Source organism: Ruegeria sp. AN11 (genome assembly GCF_056536005.1).
The window spans coordinates 2229441-2244236 of sequence record NZ_JBQFJD010000001.1 but is presented as its reverse complement, the minus strand read 5'-3'; the positions used below and the strand labels follow the sequence as shown (position 1 = coordinate 2244236).

The following is a 14796-nucleotide window of genomic DNA, read 5'->3' as shown; positions in this document are numbered from 1 at the left end:
GGTCAGGACAATGACATCGCTGTGTCAGTATTCTGTTTTTCGGATCAGTGAGGCGGAAATCCATCCGATCTGTTGCCCGGGCAACACGCGCAGCCGCAGCCAGCCGGTTCCCGAATCGCCAATCACTTCGACCTTCTGTCCGATCGAAACCTTGCCAACGACCGGATAGATCGTGCCGGGCCCATCGCGCATGTTGACGCGGGTGCCCGTAACTTCGCGGATGTCTTTTGCGGGCTCGGTGGGGGCAACGGTCTGCGAAACCCCGTCGGGCACCTCAGGTGTGATCTGACGCAGCGCTGCCGCACCCTGATCCAGAGACGCCAGAGAGAATGTCGCGGCCTGATCGCCAAACAGGAACAGGTCTGAACTCAGCCCAACAGCAACCTGCGTCAGCTGCGCCTGAGTATCGACCTGAACAGGCGCCGGTTCAGGTTCCGGCTTTGGCTTCTCGGGTTCGACCGGCTTAATAGCGGCTTTTTTCACAAGGTCTTCCGCCGGGGCCGGAGCAATCGGCTTTGGTGCGGGTTTGGGAACTGACGCCACTTGCACAGGTTTTTCCGCGCGCGGGCCGCGCGGCTCGAAATTGGGGCCGCCGCTCATCACGTAGAAGCTCCATCCGAGCAGAGCAAAGGTAACTAGTATAAGGCGCGTCATGACGCAATCCCCCGGGTAATCGCAACAACAAACAGGCAGCATTCAATTGATGAAAGTTTAGCATAGCTTGGGGATTGAGTCGAAAGATGGGGGAAATCCGGGGCTTGCCTCCCCGTGTTGCAAAAAGCGCGACTTGTCCCCAGTAAATTGCGCGCTGCTTGCTTTACCACGCCGCGCTTGCGTCGTATCACATCATATATGAACGACACGATCGACGACCCCAACATGGAGACCCCCGGCAACGGGGGTGAGGTAGCCGAACCGCTGCGCCGCGCGATTGGCGAACGCTATCTGACCTATGCGCTGTCCACCATTATGCATCGGGCCTTGCCCGATGCGCGGGATGGGTTGAAACCGGTCCACCGGCGAATCCTCTATGCGATGAGAGAGCTGCGACTCAGCGCAACCGGAGGATTCAGGAAGTCGGCCAAGATTTCCGGCGATGTGATGGGCAACTATCACCCGCACGGGGACGCCGCGATTTACGACGCGATGGCGCGTCTGGCGCAGGACTTCAACGTCCGTTACCCGCTGGTCGACGGGCAGGGGAATTTCGGCAATATCGACGGCGACAACCCGGCGGCCTCGCGATATACCGAGGCGCGGATGACCATCGTGGCCGAGGCGCTGCTTGAGGGGCTGAACGAAGACGCCGTCGATTTCCGCGACAACTATGATGGCACCCTGACTGAGCCGGTCGTGCTCCCCGCGCAGTTCCCGAACCTTTTGGCCAACGGGGCCAGTGGTATCGCGGTGGGGATGGCCACGAACATCCCGCCGCACAACATCTCGGAACTCTGCGACGCCTGTCTGCATCTGATCAGGACACCCGACGCCCGCGACGACACGTTGTTGAACTATGTTCCCGGCCCGGACTTCCCGACCGGCGGCGTGATTGTCGAGCCGCCAGAGAATATCGCACAGGCGTATCGGACCGGGCGCGGTTCGTTTCGTCTGCGCTGCAAGTTCGAGGTCGAGGATCTGGGGCGAGGTCAGTGGCAGATCGTTGTTACCGAGATCCCCTATCAGGTTCAGAAATCGAAACTGATCGAAAAGATCGCCGAACTGATCCAGACCAAGAAAATCCCGATCCTCGCGGATGTGCGCGACGAATCTGCCGATGACATTCGCCTGATCCTGGAACCACGCTCCAAGAACGTGGATCCCGAGGTGCTGATGGGCATGCTCTACCGCAACTCGGATCTTGAGGTGCGGTTCAGCCTGAACATGAACGTGCTGATCGACGGGGTGACACCCAAGGTTTGCTCGATGAAGGAAGTGCTGCGCGCTTTCCTTGATCACCGGCAAGAGGTGCTGATCCGCCGCTCGCGTCACCGTCTGGGCAAGATCGACCATCGGTTGGAGGTGTTGGAGGGCTTTATCGTCGCGTTCCTCAACCTCGACCGGGTGATCGACATCATCCGCTATGATGATGACCCCAAAGCCGCGCTGATGCGCGAAGATTGGGGCATAGATCATGTCCGCGCGACCAACGAGGCCGACTATGTCTCGCCCAAGCCGGGCGAGGGCGAACTGTCCGAGGTTCAGGTCGACGCGATCCTCAACATGCGCCTGCGCAGCCTGCGCCGTCTGGAAGAGATGGAGCTGGTTCGCGAACGTGACGAATTGATGCTGGAGCGCGCCAACCTTGAAGACCTGCTGGCCGATGAGGGCCTGCAATGGGCCAAAATCGCCGAGCAGCTGAAAGAGACCAAGAAGACATTCGGCAAAGACTACGAAGGCGGCGCGCGCCGGACGCGGTTCGCCGAAGCGGGGCAGGTCGAGGAAGTGCCGCTAGAGGCGATGATCGACCGCGAGCCGATTACGGTCGTCTGCTCTCAGATGGGGTGGATTCGCGCCATGACCGGCCATATCGACCTGAAGCGTGAACTGAAGTTCAAGGATGGCGACGGCCCACGATTCATTTTCCACGCCGAAACGACTGATCGCCTGCTGGTGTTTGCCTCGAACGGGCGGTTCTACACGGTCAGCGCCGCCAACCTGCCCGGCGGGCGGGGCATGGGCGAGCCGCTGCGCCTGATGGTTGACCTGCCGAATGAGGCGCAGATCATCGACATTTTCATTCACAAGCCAGGCCGAAGGCTGCTTGTCGCATCGGATGCGGGCAACGGCTTTATGGTGCCCGAGGATGATGTGCTGGCCCAGACCCGCAACGGCAAACAGGTGCTGAACGTCAAAGGCGACGAAACCGCGATGATCTGTAAGCCGGTGGATGGGGATCACGTGGCCGTTGTGTCTCAGAACGGCAAGTTCCTTGTGTTCCCGACTGAAGACCTGCCCGAGATGACACGCGGCAAGGGCGTGCGCCTTCAGAAATATAACATGGCACGCGGCCGCCAGGGCACGCTGGAGCTGGATGGCGGGTTGTCCGACATCACCACTTTCAACTGGGAAGAGGGCCTGAAGTGGTCGATGGGTGGTGACAAGACCCGGCACGAGGCCGATATGTCCCAGTGGCTGGCCAAACGTGCCAGCGTTGGTAAAAAACCTCCCTATGGCTTCCCGCGCGACTATAAATTCTCGTGATCAGGGCGCGCTTACGGGTGGATTTCTGCCGATACGACTTGGCACAGGCCGTATCGGTGCGCTAGATCAAAGAAAAACAGGCCTATCGAGACGAGAACATGTTGCGCATTCTGACCCTGATCACCGGATTGGCCCTGATGGCCGCCTGCACCCAGACGCAGGTTTATGAAGAGCCAGAATCGCTGGGCGAATTCAAGCTGCGGGTCAACTATGCTTTTGCCGAAAAGGCGGTGCAAGGCCCAGTGTCGCGGGATGCGACGCCTGATGAATGGACCGAGGCGATCCAGAACGCGGTCGACATTCGCCTGGGTCGCTACTCTGGCGCACAGGAATATGACATCGGTATCAGTCTGGAAGGCTATATGCTGGCGCCTCCGGGCATTCCGGTAATCTACAATCCCAAAAGCACGGCGATTGTTCTGGTAAACGTGTACGATGTGAACAAGAAAGAGTTTCTGGCCAAGGGCAAACAGTTTCAGGTTCTTGAGGACACGACCGGCGGAAGTGCCCTGAAAGGCTCGGGGCACGAGCGGACCAAAGAAGAGCAGATGAGCGGGCTTGCCCTGAAAGTCGCCGACCGGGTTGAGGAGTGGCTGGCCGAGGAACACAAGGACAATGGCTGGTTTGATCGGCGGCCCGATCTGATCCGGCCGCTCGAATCCGGGGATGTTACGCAAAATCCGGCATAAGGGGCCGCTTTTCCCTCAGGATGTGCTTGATTTTCCCCTTTGAACCAAATATCTCGCGCGCGCAGATGTAACCACGGGACCAAGGGTCCCCCAAATCGCAAAAGGGCGCCTGAGGAATGGCAAAGGAAAAATTTGAGCGTACAAAACCGCACGTCAACATCGGCACGATTGGCCACGTTGACCATGGTAAGACCACGCTGACGGCGGCAATCACCAAGTATTTCGGTGACTTCAAAGCGTATGACCAGATTGACGGTGCGCCGGAAGAGAAAGCGCGCGGCATCACCATCTCGACCGCCCACGTGGAATACGAGACCGATGCGCGCCACTATGCGCACGTTGACTGCCCCGGCCACGCCGACTACGTCAAGAACATGATCACCGGTGCTGCCCAGATGGACGGCGCGATCCTGGTTGTGAACGCCGCTGACGGCCCGATGCCGCAGACCCGCGAGCACATCCTGCTGGGCCGCCAGGTTGGCATCCCGAAGATGGTCGTGTTCATGAACAAGGTTGACCAGGTCGACGACGAAGAGCTGCTGGAACTGGTTGAGATGGAAGTTCGCGAACTGCTGTCCAGCTACGACTACCCCGGCGACGATATTCCGATCATCGCAGGTTCAGCTCTGGCGGCGATGGAAGGCAACAACCCGGAAATCGGCGAAGCGAAGATCCGCGAACTGATGGCGGCTGTTGATGAGTATATCGACACCCCGAGCGCGCTGTTGATCAGCCGTTCCTGATGCCGATCGAAGACGTGTTCTCGATCTCGGGCCGTGGTACCGTTGTGACCGGTCGTGTTGAGCGTGGCGTGATCAACGTTGGCGACGAGATCGAAATCGTTGGTATCCGCGACACCGCGAAAACCACCTGCACCGGTGTGGAAATGTTCCGCAAGCTGCTGGACCGTGGTGAAGCCGGCGACAACATCGGCGCCCTGCTGCGCGGTGTTGACCGTGACGGTGTTGAGCGTGGCCAGGTTCTGTGTAAGCCGGGTTCGGTGACACCGCACACCAAGTTCGAAGCCGAAGCCTACATCCTGACCAAGGAAGAAGGCGGCCGTCACACCCCGTTCTTCGCGAACTACCGTCCGCAGTTCTACTTCCGTACGACGGACGTGACCGGCACCGTGACCCTGGCCGAAGGCACCGAGATGGTCATGCCCGGCGACAACGTGTCGTTCGGCGTTGAGCTGATCGCACCGATCGCGATGGAGAACGGTCTGCGTTTCGCCATCCGCGAAGGCGGCCGCACCGTCGGCGCCGGCGTTGTGTCGAAGATCATCGAGTAATTCGCATCTGCGAAAAGCTACGGAAAGGGCGTCCCACGGGACGCCCTTTTTGCTAAGTGCCCCACCGAGATTGTTCGGGGAACAATCTCGGGAAGCATCGGTTTTGGCGCCAGGCTTGAAGCTTACGATCTGCATGCACGCATTGGTCAAAACTTTCCCTTGCCACCCACCCCCCAAACCCTTATACGCGGCATCCTGCAAGTCCCCCGGCTGAGTCGGGGGATTCGCATGTCTGTAATTCATCCACCAGGTCCAAGGTGACCCGTTTACGGGGCCTTCTGGTGTTTTGAGCAAAGGAAAAAGGCGATGAACGCCCAAGAACTGCGTGACAAGACCCCGGACCAGCTCCGCGAGGAACTGGCCAACCTGAAGAAAGAGAGCTTTAACCTGCGCTTTCAACAGGCAACCGGTCAGCTGGAAAGCACTGCCGGCATCAAAGCGGCCCGCCGCAACGCTGCCCGCGTCAAAACCATTCTGAACGAAAAGGCCGCTGCCGCGGCATCCGAGGAGTAATCAGATGCCCAAGCGTATCCTGCAAGGCACCGTGACCAGCGACGCCAACGAACAGACAGTAACCGTATCTGTCGAGCGCCGCTTCAAGCACCCGCTGCTGCACAAAACCGTCCGTAAGTCCAAGAAATACCGGGCTCATGACGAAAAGAACGCCTTCAAGGTCGGCGATACAGTCCGCATCATCGAATGCGCGCCGAAATCGAAGACGAAACGTTGGGAAGTTCTGGAAGCGTAAGCTTCCGGGATTTTTCCATTTGTCGAAACCCTGGGGGATTTAACAAGACCAGCCCCCACAGGTCGGGAGAAACCACATGATCCAGATGCAGACCAATCTGGATGTCGCTGACAACTCCGGCGCACGCCGAGTTCAGTGCATCAAGGTCCTGGGTGGTTCCAAGCGTAAATACGCCTCCGTCGGCGACATCATTGTCGTCTCGGTGAAGGAAGCCATCCCGCGCGGTCGCGTAAAGAAAGGTGACGTCCGCAAGGCCGTCGTCGTACGCACCGCCAAGGAAGTCCGTCGCGAAGACGGTACCGCGATCCGCTTTGATCGCAACGCCGCCGTCATCCTGAACAACAACAACGAGCCCGTAGGTACCCGTATCTTTGGCCCGGTTGTTCGTGAACTGCGCGCGAAGAACTTCATGAAAATCATCTCGCTCGCTCCGGAGGTGCTGTAATCATGGCTGCCAAACTCCGCAAAGGCGACAAGGTCGTCGTGCTGGCCGGCAAGGACAAGGGCAAAGAGGGAACCATTTCCTCGGTTGACCCCAAAGCCGGCAAAGCAGTTGTAGATGGCATCAACATCGCCATCCGCCACACCCGCCAGTCGCAAACCTCGCAAGGTGGTCGTCTGCCCCAGGCAAACCCGATCGACCTGTCGAACCTGGCTCTGCTGGACAAGAACGGTAAAGCAACCCGCGTTGGCTTCCGCATGGAAGGCGACAAGAAGGTGCGCTTCGCCAAGACCACGGGAGACGTGATCGATGCTTGATTCCGCAAAATACACCCCGCGTCTGAAAGCTCAGTATGCTGAAACCATCCGTGCCGCTCTGAAAGAAGAGTTTGGCTACAAGAACGACATGCAGCTGCCCAAGCTGGAAAAGATCGTTCTGAACATCGGTTGTGGTGCTGAGGCCGTCAAAGACTCGAAGAAAGCGAAAGCTGCTGTCGAGGATTTGACTGCAATTGCTGGTCAACAGGCCGTTGCAACCAAGGCGAAGAAGTCGATCGCGGGTTTCCGCGTCCGTGAAGACATGCCGCTGGGCGCGAAAGTGACCCTGCGCGGTGATCGGATGTACGAATTCCTGGATCGTCTGATCACCATCGCGATGCCTCGCGTTCGTGACTTCCGCGGTGTTAAGCCTTCTTTCGACGGTCGTGGCAACTTTGCCATGGGCATGAAAGAGCACATCGTGTTCCCGGAAATCGACTTCGACAAAGTCGACGAGGTCTGGGGCCTGGATATCGTAATTGCCACCACAGCGAAAACCGACGCTGAAGCGAAGAGCCTGTTGAAAGCATTCAACATGCCGTTCAACGCGTAAGCGCCGGGAGGATTGAGACATGGCTAAAAAAGCAATGATCGAACGCGAGAAAAAGCGCGAACGCCTGGTGGCCAAATATGCCGCAAAGCGTGCCGAGCTGAAAGAAATCGCAAATGACGAGAGCCGCCCGATGGAGGAGCGTTTCAAAGCGCGTCTGAAACTGGCGAAACTGCCGCGCAACAGCTCGGCGACCCGTCTGCACAACCGCTGTCAGCTGACCGGCCGTCCCCACGCTTACTACCGTAAGCTGAAGGTCAGCCGTATCGCGCTGCGCGAGCTGGGTTCTGCTGGTCAGATCCCCGGCATGGTGAAATCGAGCTGGTAAGGGAGACATAGATATGAATGATCCTATCGGCGATATGCTCACCCGTATCCGCAACGCGCAAATGCGCGGCAAGTCCACCGTTTCCACCCCGGCTTCCAAGCTGCGCGGTTGGGTTCTGGACGTGCTGGCGGACGAAGGTTACATCCGTGGCTACGAAAACACGACCGGTGAAAACGGTCACCCGGCCATCGAAATCAGCCTGAAGTACTACGAAGGCACCCCTGTCATTCGCGAACTGAAGCGGGTCTCGAAGCCCGGCCGCCGCGTATACATGGGCGTCAATGACATTCCGCAGGTCCGTCAGGGTCTGGGCGTGTCGATTGTCAGCACTCCGAAAGGTGTGATGTCGGACGCAAACGCTCGCTCCAACAATGTTGGTGGCGAAGTGCTCTGCACCGTCTTCTAAGGAGGTCTGCAATGTCTCGTATTGGTAAAAAGCCGGTCGAGCTGCCCAGCGGCGTTACCGCCTCTGTGTCTGGCCAGACCATCGAAGTGAAAGGTCCGAAAGGCACCCGCAGCTTCACCGCCACCGACGACGTGACGCTGTCGGTTGAAGACAACGTGGTCAAGATCGACCCCCGTGGCATGTCCAAGCGTGCCCGTCAGCAGTGGGGCATGAGCCGCACAATGGTTGCCAACCTGGTAACCGGTGTGACGACTGGCTTCAAAAAAGAGCTGGAGATCCAGGGTGTTGGTTACCGGGCTCAGATGCAGGGCAACACCCTGAAGCTGAACCTGGGCTACAGCCACGATGTTGATTTCACTGCTCCGGAAGGTGTCACCATCACCGCGCCGAAGCAGACCGAGATCGTTGTGGAAGGTATCGACCAGCAGCTGGTGGGCGAAACCGCGGCCAAAATCCGCGAGTGGCGCCGTCCCGAGCCGTACAAAGGCAAGGGCATCCGCTACAAGGGCGAGTTCATCTTCCGCAAGGAAGGCAAGAAGAAGTAAGGACGCAGACAATGGCAAACAGCAAAAGAACCCTGTTTCTGAAGCGCCGCCTGCGCGTTCGGAACAAACTTCGCAAGGTCAACGCGGGTCGTCCGCGTCTGTCCGTACACCGTTCGAACAAGAACATCAGCGTTCAGCTGATCGACGACGTACGTGGCGTGACCCTGGCTTCGGCCTCGACCCTGGAAAAAGACCTGGGTGTTGTTGGCAAGAACAACGTCGAAGCGGCCACCAAAGTGGGCGCGGCCATCGCCGAGCGTGCCAAGAAGGCAGGCGTCGAAGAGGCCTATTTCGATCGTGGTGGCTTCCTGTTCCATGGCAAGGTGAAGGCAGTAGCCGACGCCGCGCGTGAAGGTGGTCTGAAGATCTAAGACTTGCGGGCGGGTTTCGATCCGCCCCGATGATCCGGGAGCCCTGACGTTAGTCGGGGCTCACTTGGATTGAACTAAACGGCGCCATAAGCGCCACATGAGAAAAGGGATGCCAAATGGCAGAACGTGAAAACCGTCGGGGCCGTGGTCGCGACCGTGAAGAAGCACCGGAATTTGCAGATCGTCTGGTCGCAATCAACCGCGTGTCGAAAACCGTAAAAGGTGGTAAGCGCTTTGGCTTCGCCGCTCTGGTGGTTGTCGGCGATCAGAAAGGCCGCGTCGGCTTTGGCAAAGGTAAAGCAAAAGAAGTACCTGAGGCCATCCGTAAGGCGACTGAACAAGCCAAGCGCCAGATGATCCGCGTGCAGCTGCGCGAAGGTCGTACCCTGCACCACGACATCGAAGGCCGTCACGGCGCCGGTAAAGTGGTTATGCGCACCGCACCTGAAGGTACTGGTATCATCGCCGGTGGTCCGATGCGTGCCGTGTTCGAAATGCTGGGCGTCAAGGACGTTGTGTCCAAGTCGCTGGGCTCGCAGAACCCGTACAACATGATCCGCGCCACCATCAACGGCCTGCAGAAAGAGCAGAGCCCGCGTTCGGTTGCCGCACGTCGTGGTAAAAAAGTCGCCGACATCCTGCCCAAGCGGGACGAAGCACCGGCTGCTGCTGAAGCAGAAGCGTAAGGAGAGCGAACCATGGCAAAAACCATCGTCGTCAAGCAGGTCGGTTCCCCGATCCGCCGCCCCGCCGAACAGCGCGCGACCCTGATCGGTCTGGGCCTGAACAAGATGCACAAGACCCGTGAGCTGGAAGATACCCCTTCAGTTCGCGGCATGATCCGCAAGATCCCGCATCTGGTAGAGATCGTCGAAGAGCGCGGCTAAGCGCGATACCTTCGAATGAATTGAAACGCCCCTGTCCTCGGTTTGGGGCGTTTTTTTTGCACCTTTGGTTTGCGGTTACATCCGCAAATAGATCTGGATCCGGCTCGCGCCATACAGACCGCGTAATGAACGCTTGCCGTCTGCCCTGTGGGCGGCGTTCAAAGACGACCACGCTGTCGTAGAAAGTTATACTGTCTGTAGTCCTGGTTATGTTGGTCACCTCATAATCCTCTCGGACATGTTGAGCGTTCAATTCGTCAATTTTCGTTTTGGCAAACTCGATAAATGTGCCCTCGCGCCGAAGACCTCCGCCAAATTTGGGCCAGTAAGAGGTGTGCATGTCCTCCACCAAATAGACACCATTGGAGGAAACACGCTCATACAACGTGTCAAATGTCTTGATGACGTGAGAATTCACGTGACTTCCGTCGTCTATGACGATGTCAAAGCCCTCATATTGGTCAACAACATCAGCCAGGAATTTCTCGTTGTCCTGGCTGCCGATACGTACATTGAAGTTCTCACCAGCGTGTTTTTCGCATTCGGGGTTAATGTCTATCCCGACAACTTGCGAACTCCTGTGAAAACACTCGCGCCACATACGCAGCGAGCCGCCTCCGTGAACCCCAATTTCCAGAATCTTAATAGGTCGATCGCGAAACCGGTCGAAATTGCGCTCATAGATGTCAAAATAGTGCAGCCACTTGTGCAGGCGCTGTTCACCGTTGTTCTAAAAGTGCCGGTGTAGCAATCCTTTGCTGTTCATTCGGTCAAATTCCTTGATTAGAGTTTGCTGGACATTGCCGTTCGCGGGGCTGATTTTCTACAGCAAATACTTTGAACTATGAGACCTTGCGCCTCGTTCTCTGTGACGATGGGGGTTATTCCAAAAACGCATACCGGCTAGACCGAAACTTGCGTTGTTAGCGTTATCCTCTGCGCCTATCTGAGCCTTGTCCCAAAAGGAACAAGACAAGCAACTCCGGGGAATACGCCCCGGTCAGAAAGGAACTCAGAAATGGCACATACCGCAACACTGACTCATAACGGTTTCAACTTCTCCACCCGCTTCGCAAACTTCGTTGAACGCGTGAAGGCAGCCCGCGCGCAGGCGGCCGAATACAACCGGACCTATGCCGAACTTCAGCGCCTGACCAACCGCGAGCTGGACGATATCGGCATTCGCCGTTGCGACATTGCGGACATCGCGCACAAGCACGCCTACTGCGTGTAAGACCACGCACCACCCGATCCAGAGGCGCCGCTATGGCGCCTCTTTTGTTTTGGGAGCCGCGTATGCCACAGGAGCAGGTTATTTCCTGAACCCCGTTGCGAAAGCGCGCGGGATAGGTCAAGTGCTGAAAGGGTCGTTTCAGTTTGACGGAAAGGCCGGGCATGGCGCGGGAATTTCAGATCGGGATGCTATGGGTCGATGGCCCGCTGAGCTTTCTGGAGCAGCTCTGCATCAAATCGTTTCTGGATGCTGGCCAGCACGTGCGCCTTTATACATACGGCGATGTGCCCAACATTCCCGACGGAGCCGAACGGCGCGATGCGCGGGAGGTCATGCCCGACGAAAACATCATCACGCATAAGCGAACCGGCAGCCCCGCAGTACACGCGGACAGGTTTCGTTATCGCATGCTGGCGCAGCATCAAGATCTGATCTGGGCGGATACTGATGCGTATTGTGTCAAGCCGTTCACCACGGAAAACGGCCACTTCCACGGCCGCCTCGCTGCGCATGAGATCAACAATGGTGTTCTTAGGTTGCCGCCGGACAGCCCGACACTCTATGATCTGATCGACTACACTGAAAACCCTTATCGTATTCCGCCGTGGCTGCCGTCGAAGCTGCGGGCCGAGCTGATACGCGATGCCCTGGACGGCAACCCCAAACATGCCGGTGAAATGCCCTGGGGCGTTTGGGGCCCCCGAGCACTGACCTGGCTGTTGCAGCAGAATGGTGAGGATCGTTTCTCGTTTCCTACCCAAGTCCTTTATCCGGTGTCTTACAAGGAACGGCGCGTCATGAGCCGGGCCAATGGCGGTGCCGAGCGATTCATCACAGATGAGACGATGTCGATCCATTTCTACGGCCGTCGCATGCGGTCATTCATCTTCAACAGGTTTTCCGGCATTCCGCACCCCGAAAGCCTGGTGGGTCAGCTTGTGAAAAAGCATGGCATCGATCCACATGCGGCGCCGCTCCGGCCGAAGGGCGTTATCGAAGACGAAATGGCTGAGGGTGACGAATAACATCTGACCCGTCCCGCAGGCTTGCCAACTGGCATTAACGGGCCTATACGCCTGCGGTGGCCTTGCGCCATACGAATCAAAAACCAAGAAATGCCGTGTTTGGCCCATCACGCTTCGGGGGCCACATCCGGCTTAGGAGAAGCGAAATGAAACTGCACGAATTGCGCGACAATCCTGGCGCCACACCGAAACGCACCCGCGTTGGCCGTGGTCCGGGTTCCGGCAAAGGTAAAATGGGTGGCCGTGGTATCAAAGGCCAGAAATCCCGTTCGGGTGTGGCCATCAATGGCTACGAAGGCGGCCAGATGCCGCTGTACCAGCGCCTACCCAAGCGCGGCTTCAGCAAGCCGAACCGCAAGGAATTCGCCGTTATCAACCTGGGCCTGATCCAGAAGTTCGTCGAAGCCGGCAAACTGGACGCCAAGGCTGCGATCACCGAGGACGCACTGGTTGCTTCCGGTCTGGTGCGCCGCAAGCTGGACGGCATCCGTGTTCTGGCCAAGGGCGAAATCAGCGCCAAAGTGAACCTGGAAGTCACCGGTGCTTCGAAAGCTGCCGTTGAGGCAGTTGAAAAAGCGGGCGGTTCACTGACGGTCACAAAAGCCGCTGCGGCAGAGTAAGCGCTTGTGAGCGGGCAAAGACCCGCTTACATAGACCTCAGAGTTTTCCAAGACGCCGCCCGAGCCGGAAAACGGTTCCGGGCGGTGTTTTCATAAGAGAGACCGATTTATGGTATCAGCAGCAGAACAAATGGCAGCCAACACAAGCTGGGCTGCCCTTGGCAAAGCCACCGATCTGCGCAACCGCATCCTGTTCACGCTGGGTTTGCTGATCGTCTATCGCCTGGGCACCTTCATTCCGGTGCCGGGGATCGACGGTCAAGCGCTGCGTGAGTTCATGGAGCAGGCGGGGCAAGGCATTGGCGGCATGGTTTCGATGTTCACCGGCGGGGCGCTTGGGCGGATGGGCATCTTTGCCCTCGGCATCATGCCCTACATCTCGGCCTCGATCATCGTGCAGCTGCTGACATCGATGGTTCCCGCGCTCGAACAGCTCAAGAAAGAGGGCGAGCAGGGGCGCAAGAAAATCAACCAGTATACCCGTTTCGGCACCGTGGCGCTGGCCACGGTTCAGGCCTATGGCCTGGCTGTTTCGCTGGAATCGGGGGATCTGGCGACCGATCCGGGGCTCTATTTCCGCATGTCGACCATGATCACGCTGGTTGGCGGCACCATGTTCCTGATGTGGCTGGGTGAACAGATCACCGCGCGCGGCATCGGCAACGGTATCTCTCTGATCATCTTTGTCGGCATCATCGCCGAAGTTCCGGCCGCGCTGGCGCAGTTCTTTGCCAGCGGACGCAGCGGTGCGATCAGCCCCGCCGTGATCATTGGTGTAATCGTAATGGTCATCGCCGTGATCACCTTTGTGGTGTTCATGGAGCGGGCCCTGCGCAAGATCCACATCCAGTATCCGCGCCGTCAGGCTGGCATGAAGATCTATGAAGGCGGTTCCAGCCATCTTCCGGTCAAGGTGAACCCGGCCGGCGTTATCCCGGCAATCTTCGCAAGTTCGCTGCTGCTTCTGCCGGTGACGATCTCGACCTTCTCGTCGGGTGCGGCCAGCGGTCCTGTGATGTCGTGGTTGCTGGCGAATTTTGGCCCCGGGCAACCGCTCTACCTGCTGTTCTTTGCATCGATGATCGTGTTCTTCGCATATTTCTACACGTTCAACGTGTCGTTCAAACCGGACGATGTGGCGGACAACCTGAAAAAGCAGAACGGCTTTGTTCCTGGCATCCGTCCGGGCAAGAAAACGGCAGAGTATCTGGAATACGTGGTCAACCGCGTTCTGGTACTGGGTTCGGGCTATCTGGCGGCGGTCTGTCTGCTGCCTGAAATTCTGCGGGGCCAGTTCGCCATTCCGTTCTATTTTGGCGGCACCTCGGTTCTGATTATCGTCTCTGTGACCATGGACACGATCCAACAGGTCCAGAGCCACTTGCTGGCGCACCAATACGAAGGGCTTATCGAAAAGTCCCAACTGCGCGGCAAAGGCAAGAAACGCGGCAGGAAGGGACCGTCTCGTCGATGAACATTATTCTTCTTGGCCCCCCCGGGGCAGGTAAAGGGACGCAGGCGCGTCACCTGGTCGAGACACGCGGCATGGTGCAGCTGAGCACCGGCGACATGCTGCGCGAAGCGAAAACCTCGGGCACCGAGATGGGTAAGAAAGTTGCCGCGATCATGGACGCCGGCAAACTTGTCACCGATGAGATCGTGATCGGCCTGATCGAAGAGAAACTGACTACCGAAACAGGGGCCGGTTTCATCTTCGACGGGTTCCCCCGCACGCTGGCGCAAGCCGATGCGCTGTCGGCATTGCTGGCCAAACTGGGCCAGTCGCTGCACACCGTAATTGAGATGCGCGTCGATGACGAAGCGTTGGTATCCCGGATCACGGCACGCTCGACCTGCGGTGGGTGTGGCGAAGTCTATAACGACATCACCAAACCGATCCCGGCGGATGGAAAGTGCACCAATTGCGGCAAGGAAAATGATTTCCAGCGTCGCGCGGATGACAACGAAGACAGCCTGCGCACGCGCCTGATGGAATACTACAAAAAGACCTCGCCGCTGATTGGCTATTACTATGCCAAGGGTGATCTGCGGCCGGTCAATGGCCTGGCTGAAATCAAAGAAGTGACAGCCTCGATCGAGGCCATCCTGGGCTGATTTCAGGTTGGGGCTTGACGGCCCCTT

General features: G+C 58.1%; 19 protein-coding genes and 2 pseudogenes. 19 read left to right on the top strand and 2 right to left on the bottom strand.

The features are described 5' to 3' along the window. Positions 1-24: 24 nt before the first annotated feature. Entirely contained in the window at positions 25-654 is a 630-nt protein-coding gene (locus ACR3EQ_RS11025) for an SH3 domain-containing protein (protein WP_480490631.1), read from the bottom strand. Between the two features lie 198 nt (positions 655-852). Between ACR3EQ_RS11025 and ACR3EQ_RS11020 the strand changes: the two genes are divergently transcribed. The 14 genes and pseudogenes from ACR3EQ_RS11020 to rpmD all read left to right on the top strand — a co-directional run bounded on the left by ACR3EQ_RS11020 (position 853) and on the right by rpmD (position 9775). Beyond that, positions 853-3201: a DNA topoisomerase IV subunit A gene (locus tag ACR3EQ_RS11020; RefSeq protein ID WP_170611865.1), complete on the top strand. Its 2349-nt coding sequence runs from the start codon at positions 853-855 to the stop codon at positions 3199-3201. Positions 3202-3299: 98 nt separating this feature from the next. Then, on the top strand, positions 3300-3890 hold the full coding sequence (locus tag ACR3EQ_RS11015) for a hypothetical protein (RefSeq protein ID WP_170611863.1): 591 nt from the start codon (positions 3300-3302) through the stop codon (positions 3888-3890). 116 nt (positions 3891-4006) lie between these two features. After that, positions 4007-5181: pseudogene (gene tuf, locus ACR3EQ_RS11010) on the top strand (elongation factor Tu). A gap of 306 nt (positions 5182-5487) precedes the next feature. Beyond that, positions 5488-5694, top strand: a complete 207-nt coding sequence (gene rpmC, locus ACR3EQ_RS11005) for a 50S ribosomal protein L29 (protein ID WP_037311745.1) — start codon at positions 5488-5490, stop codon at positions 5692-5694. Between the two features lie 4 nt (positions 5695-5698). Next, positions 5699-5929, top strand: coding sequence for a 30S ribosomal protein S17 (rpsQ, locus tag ACR3EQ_RS11000; RefSeq protein WP_170613768.1), 231 nt, complete (start codon positions 5699-5701; stop codon positions 5927-5929). 76 nt (positions 5930-6005) lie between these two features. Then, positions 6006-6374 carry a 50S ribosomal protein L14 gene (rplN, locus tag ACR3EQ_RS10995; protein ID WP_005621870.1) on the top strand — a complete coding sequence of 123 codons (369 nt, stop codon included), beginning with the start codon at positions 6006-6008 and terminating at the stop codon, positions 6372-6374. Between the two features lie 2 nt (positions 6375-6376). Further along, positions 6377-6688: a 50S ribosomal protein L24 gene (rplX, locus tag ACR3EQ_RS10990; protein WP_039523375.1), complete on the top strand. Its 312-nt coding sequence runs from the start codon at positions 6377-6379 to the stop codon at positions 6686-6688. Beyond that, complete coding sequence (rplE, locus tag ACR3EQ_RS10985) at positions 6681-7241, top strand: 50S ribosomal protein L5 (protein ID WP_170613766.1); 561 nt, start codon at positions 6681-6683, stop codon at positions 7239-7241. Before rplX ends, rplE begins: the two co-directional genes overlap by 8 nt. 19 nt (positions 7242-7260) lie before the next feature. Continuing rightward, entirely contained in the window at positions 7261-7566 is a 306-nt protein-coding gene (gene rpsN, locus ACR3EQ_RS10980) for a 30S ribosomal protein S14 (RefSeq protein WP_068340744.1), read from the top strand. 13 nt (positions 7567-7579) lie between these two features. Continuing rightward, on the top strand, positions 7580-7972 hold the full coding sequence (rpsH, locus tag ACR3EQ_RS10975) for a 30S ribosomal protein S8 (RefSeq protein WP_155148687.1): 393 nt from the start codon (positions 7580-7582) through the stop codon (positions 7970-7972). Between the two features lie 11 nt (positions 7973-7983). Then, positions 7984-8517, top strand: coding sequence for a 50S ribosomal protein L6 (gene rplF / locus ACR3EQ_RS10970; RefSeq protein WP_170467582.1), 534 nt, complete (start codon positions 7984-7986; stop codon positions 8515-8517). Between the two features lie 11 nt (positions 8518-8528). Continuing rightward, positions 8529-8888 (top strand): 50S ribosomal protein L18, encoded by a 360-nt coding sequence (rplR, locus tag ACR3EQ_RS10965; protein WP_010437103.1) that lies wholly within the window; start codon positions 8529-8531, stop codon positions 8886-8888. Positions 8889-9004: 116 nt separating this feature from the next. Next, a complete protein-coding gene (gene rpsE, locus ACR3EQ_RS10960) occupies positions 9005-9574 on the top strand; it encodes a 30S ribosomal protein S5 (protein WP_155148691.1) in 570 nt (189 codons plus the stop codon). A gap of 12 nt (positions 9575-9586) precedes the next feature. After that, positions 9587-9775, top strand: coding sequence for a 50S ribosomal protein L30 (gene rpmD / locus ACR3EQ_RS10955; protein WP_170613764.1), 189 nt, complete (start codon positions 9587-9589; stop codon positions 9773-9775). A gap of 400 nt (positions 9776-10175) precedes the next feature. On the opposite strand, the pseudogene ACR3EQ_RS10950 reads toward rpmD, so the two are convergent. Continuing rightward, positions 10176-10376: pseudogene (locus ACR3EQ_RS10950) on the bottom strand (hypothetical protein); the annotation flags it as partial. Between the two features lie 417 nt (positions 10377-10793). Between ACR3EQ_RS10950 and ACR3EQ_RS10945 the strand changes: the two are divergent. The 5 genes from ACR3EQ_RS10945 to ACR3EQ_RS10925 all read left to right on the top strand — a co-directional run bounded on the left by ACR3EQ_RS10945 (position 10794) and on the right by ACR3EQ_RS10925 (position 14769). Beyond that, positions 10794-11009 carry a DUF1127 domain-containing protein gene (locus ACR3EQ_RS10945; RefSeq protein WP_170613762.1) on the top strand — a complete coding sequence of 72 codons (216 nt, stop codon included), beginning with the start codon at positions 10794-10796 and terminating at the stop codon, positions 11007-11009. A gap of 161 nt (positions 11010-11170) precedes the next feature. Continuing rightward, on the top strand, positions 11171-12034 hold the full coding sequence (locus ACR3EQ_RS10940) for a hypothetical protein (RefSeq protein ID WP_170613760.1): 864 nt from the start codon (positions 11171-11173) through the stop codon (positions 12032-12034). Between the two features lie 146 nt (positions 12035-12180). After that, positions 12181-12654, top strand: coding sequence for a 50S ribosomal protein L15 (rplO, locus tag ACR3EQ_RS10935; protein ID WP_170613758.1), 474 nt, complete (start codon positions 12181-12183; stop codon positions 12652-12654). A 109-nt stretch (positions 12655-12763) separates the two neighbouring features. After that, entirely contained in the window at positions 12764-14128 is a 1365-nt protein-coding gene (gene secY, locus ACR3EQ_RS10930; RefSeq protein ID WP_170613756.1) for a preprotein translocase subunit SecY, read from the top strand. After that, positions 14125-14769 (top strand): adenylate kinase, encoded by a 645-nt coding sequence (locus tag ACR3EQ_RS10925; protein WP_170613754.1) that lies wholly within the window; start codon positions 14125-14127, stop codon positions 14767-14769. Before secY ends, ACR3EQ_RS10925 begins: the two co-directional genes overlap by 4 nt. Positions 14770-14796 lie beyond the last annotated feature (27 nt).

What these genes read in the sequence shown, in the direction of transcription:
- ACR3EQ_RS11025 (WP_480490631.1), bottom strand. Translation starts at nt 654, where the DNA reads ATGACGCGCCTTATACTAGTTACCTTTGCTCTGCTCGGATGGAGCTTC.
- ACR3EQ_RS11020 (WP_170611865.1), top strand. Translation starts at nt 853, where the DNA reads ATGAACGACACGATCGACGACCCCAACATGGAGACCCCCGGCAACGGG.
- ACR3EQ_RS11015 (WP_170611863.1), top strand. Translation starts at nt 3,300, where the DNA reads ATGTTGCGCATTCTGACCCTGATCACCGGATTGGCCCTGATGGCCGCC.
- rpmC (WP_037311745.1), top strand. Translation starts at nt 5,488, where the DNA reads ATGAACGCCCAAGAACTGCGTGACAAGACCCCGGACCAGCTCCGCGAG.
- rpsQ (WP_170613768.1), top strand. Translation starts at nt 5,699, where the DNA reads ATGCCCAAGCGTATCCTGCAAGGCACCGTGACCAGCGACGCCAACGAA.
- rplN (WP_005621870.1), top strand. Translation starts at nt 6,006, where the DNA reads ATGATCCAGATGCAGACCAATCTGGATGTCGCTGACAACTCCGGCGCA.
- rplX (WP_039523375.1), top strand. Translation starts at nt 6,377, where the DNA reads ATGGCTGCCAAACTCCGCAAAGGCGACAAGGTCGTCGTGCTGGCCGGC.
- rplE (WP_170613766.1), top strand. Translation starts at nt 6,681, where the DNA reads ATGCTTGATTCCGCAAAATACACCCCGCGTCTGAAAGCTCAGTATGCT.
- rpsN (WP_068340744.1), top strand. Translation starts at nt 7,261, where the DNA reads ATGGCTAAAAAAGCAATGATCGAACGCGAGAAAAAGCGCGAACGCCTG.
- rpsH (WP_155148687.1), top strand. Translation starts at nt 7,580, where the DNA reads ATGAATGATCCTATCGGCGATATGCTCACCCGTATCCGCAACGCGCAA.
- rplF (WP_170467582.1), top strand. Translation starts at nt 7,984, where the DNA reads ATGTCTCGTATTGGTAAAAAGCCGGTCGAGCTGCCCAGCGGCGTTACC.
- rplR (WP_010437103.1), top strand. Translation starts at nt 8,529, where the DNA reads ATGGCAAACAGCAAAAGAACCCTGTTTCTGAAGCGCCGCCTGCGCGTT.
- rpsE (WP_155148691.1), top strand. Translation starts at nt 9,005, where the DNA reads ATGGCAGAACGTGAAAACCGTCGGGGCCGTGGTCGCGACCGTGAAGAA.
- rpmD (WP_170613764.1), top strand. Translation starts at nt 9,587, where the DNA reads ATGGCAAAAACCATCGTCGTCAAGCAGGTCGGTTCCCCGATCCGCCGC.
- ACR3EQ_RS10945 (WP_170613762.1), top strand. Translation starts at nt 10,794, where the DNA reads ATGGCACATACCGCAACACTGACTCATAACGGTTTCAACTTCTCCACC.
- ACR3EQ_RS10940 (WP_170613760.1), top strand. Translation starts at nt 11,171, where the DNA reads ATGGCGCGGGAATTTCAGATCGGGATGCTATGGGTCGATGGCCCGCTG.
- rplO (WP_170613758.1), top strand. Translation starts at nt 12,181, where the DNA reads ATGAAACTGCACGAATTGCGCGACAATCCTGGCGCCACACCGAAACGC.
- secY (WP_170613756.1), top strand. Translation starts at nt 12,764, where the DNA reads ATGGTATCAGCAGCAGAACAAATGGCAGCCAACACAAGCTGGGCTGCC.
- ACR3EQ_RS10925 (WP_170613754.1), top strand. Translation starts at nt 14,125, where the DNA reads ATGAACATTATTCTTCTTGGCCCCCCCGGGGCAGGTAAAGGGACGCAG.